Source organism: Sutterella massiliensis, from assembly GCF_016899755.1.
GTDB classification, from domain to species: Bacteria; Pseudomonadota; Gammaproteobacteria; order Burkholderiales; family Burkholderiaceae_F; genus Sutterella; species Sutterella massiliensis.
In genome coordinates, this window is record NZ_JACJJC010000138.1 from 1 (window position 1) to 937 (window position 937).

A 937-nucleotide genomic window follows, 5' to 3' on the forward strand; every position below is an offset into this window, starting at 1 on the left:
GTGTCGATGCATTCGTTGCCCATGCAGGCGATGTCGCCCGGGCACTGGTAGTTCGTTTCCGACTCGGTATCCGAGACGAGCACGTCTTCTCCGCAGTCGTAAGTCATTTCCGTGACGTAGCACGTGCCCGACGCACCGGCCGCACCGTCGACGCACTCGGACTTGATGAACGTGCATTTGGGGTCTTCCTCGTAGAGCTTGCAGTCGTCGAGATTGCCGCCCACGTTATCGGGACACTGCCTGTTGCCGTTCGGATCGATCCAGCAGTCCATTTCCCCCTTGTAGAAGTCGTAGTCCGTCGTAAGCTTCATCTCCTGACAGAGGGGATTGATGTCGCTGTTGGGCGGCGTCACCATGTCCTCCGGGCAGACGATGACGCCGTCCATCGTCGTGCATCGGCCGCCGACATCGAGCGTCGGCATCTTCGTGCAGACCGAGGTGCCGTCTGCCATGCCGTCTGTAACGGCATTGAGGGCCTCGACGCATTCGGCAGGCGTCCACTCCTCTTCGTAGATCGTCTTGTTGGGTTTGTAGTAAATGCGCATGCGCGCATAGGCCTCACCCTTGCCGCCGATCGCGTCTCGAAGGAAAAATCGAACAAGACCGTCTTTGCCTGCCGCCTGAATGTATGACGAGATGTTCACGGGCTTGAGGCTGTCCTGCACGTACGCGCAGTCCTTCTCCGTGCACCCCATGCCGGTGCGCGTCGGGTCCCAAATCCAGTGCGTGTTCAATTCGCAGGGAACGCCTTCCACGCGGCGGCCGCGGTCGTCATAGGGAAAAGTCGCTTTCGGCCCCTGATAGACCTTCGTCTCTCTGCCCTGCGGGCCGATCCAGATCTGCATCTGGTCGTCGTAGGCCGCATAGTCGAGCTCCGCGCGGATGATCGCCTGCGGCGCGAGGATTCGGAAGATGAGCTCCTCTTCGTACAAAGAGC

Annotated in this window: 1 protein-coding gene; it reads right to left on the reverse strand. The window is 60.2% G+C overall.

What is annotated here, in order from left to right; genetic code table 11:
* Positions 1-937, reverse strand: a 937-nt coding sequence (locus H6A60_RS11790) for a hypothetical protein (RefSeq protein WP_205104857.1), incomplete at both ends; no start/stop codon positions are given.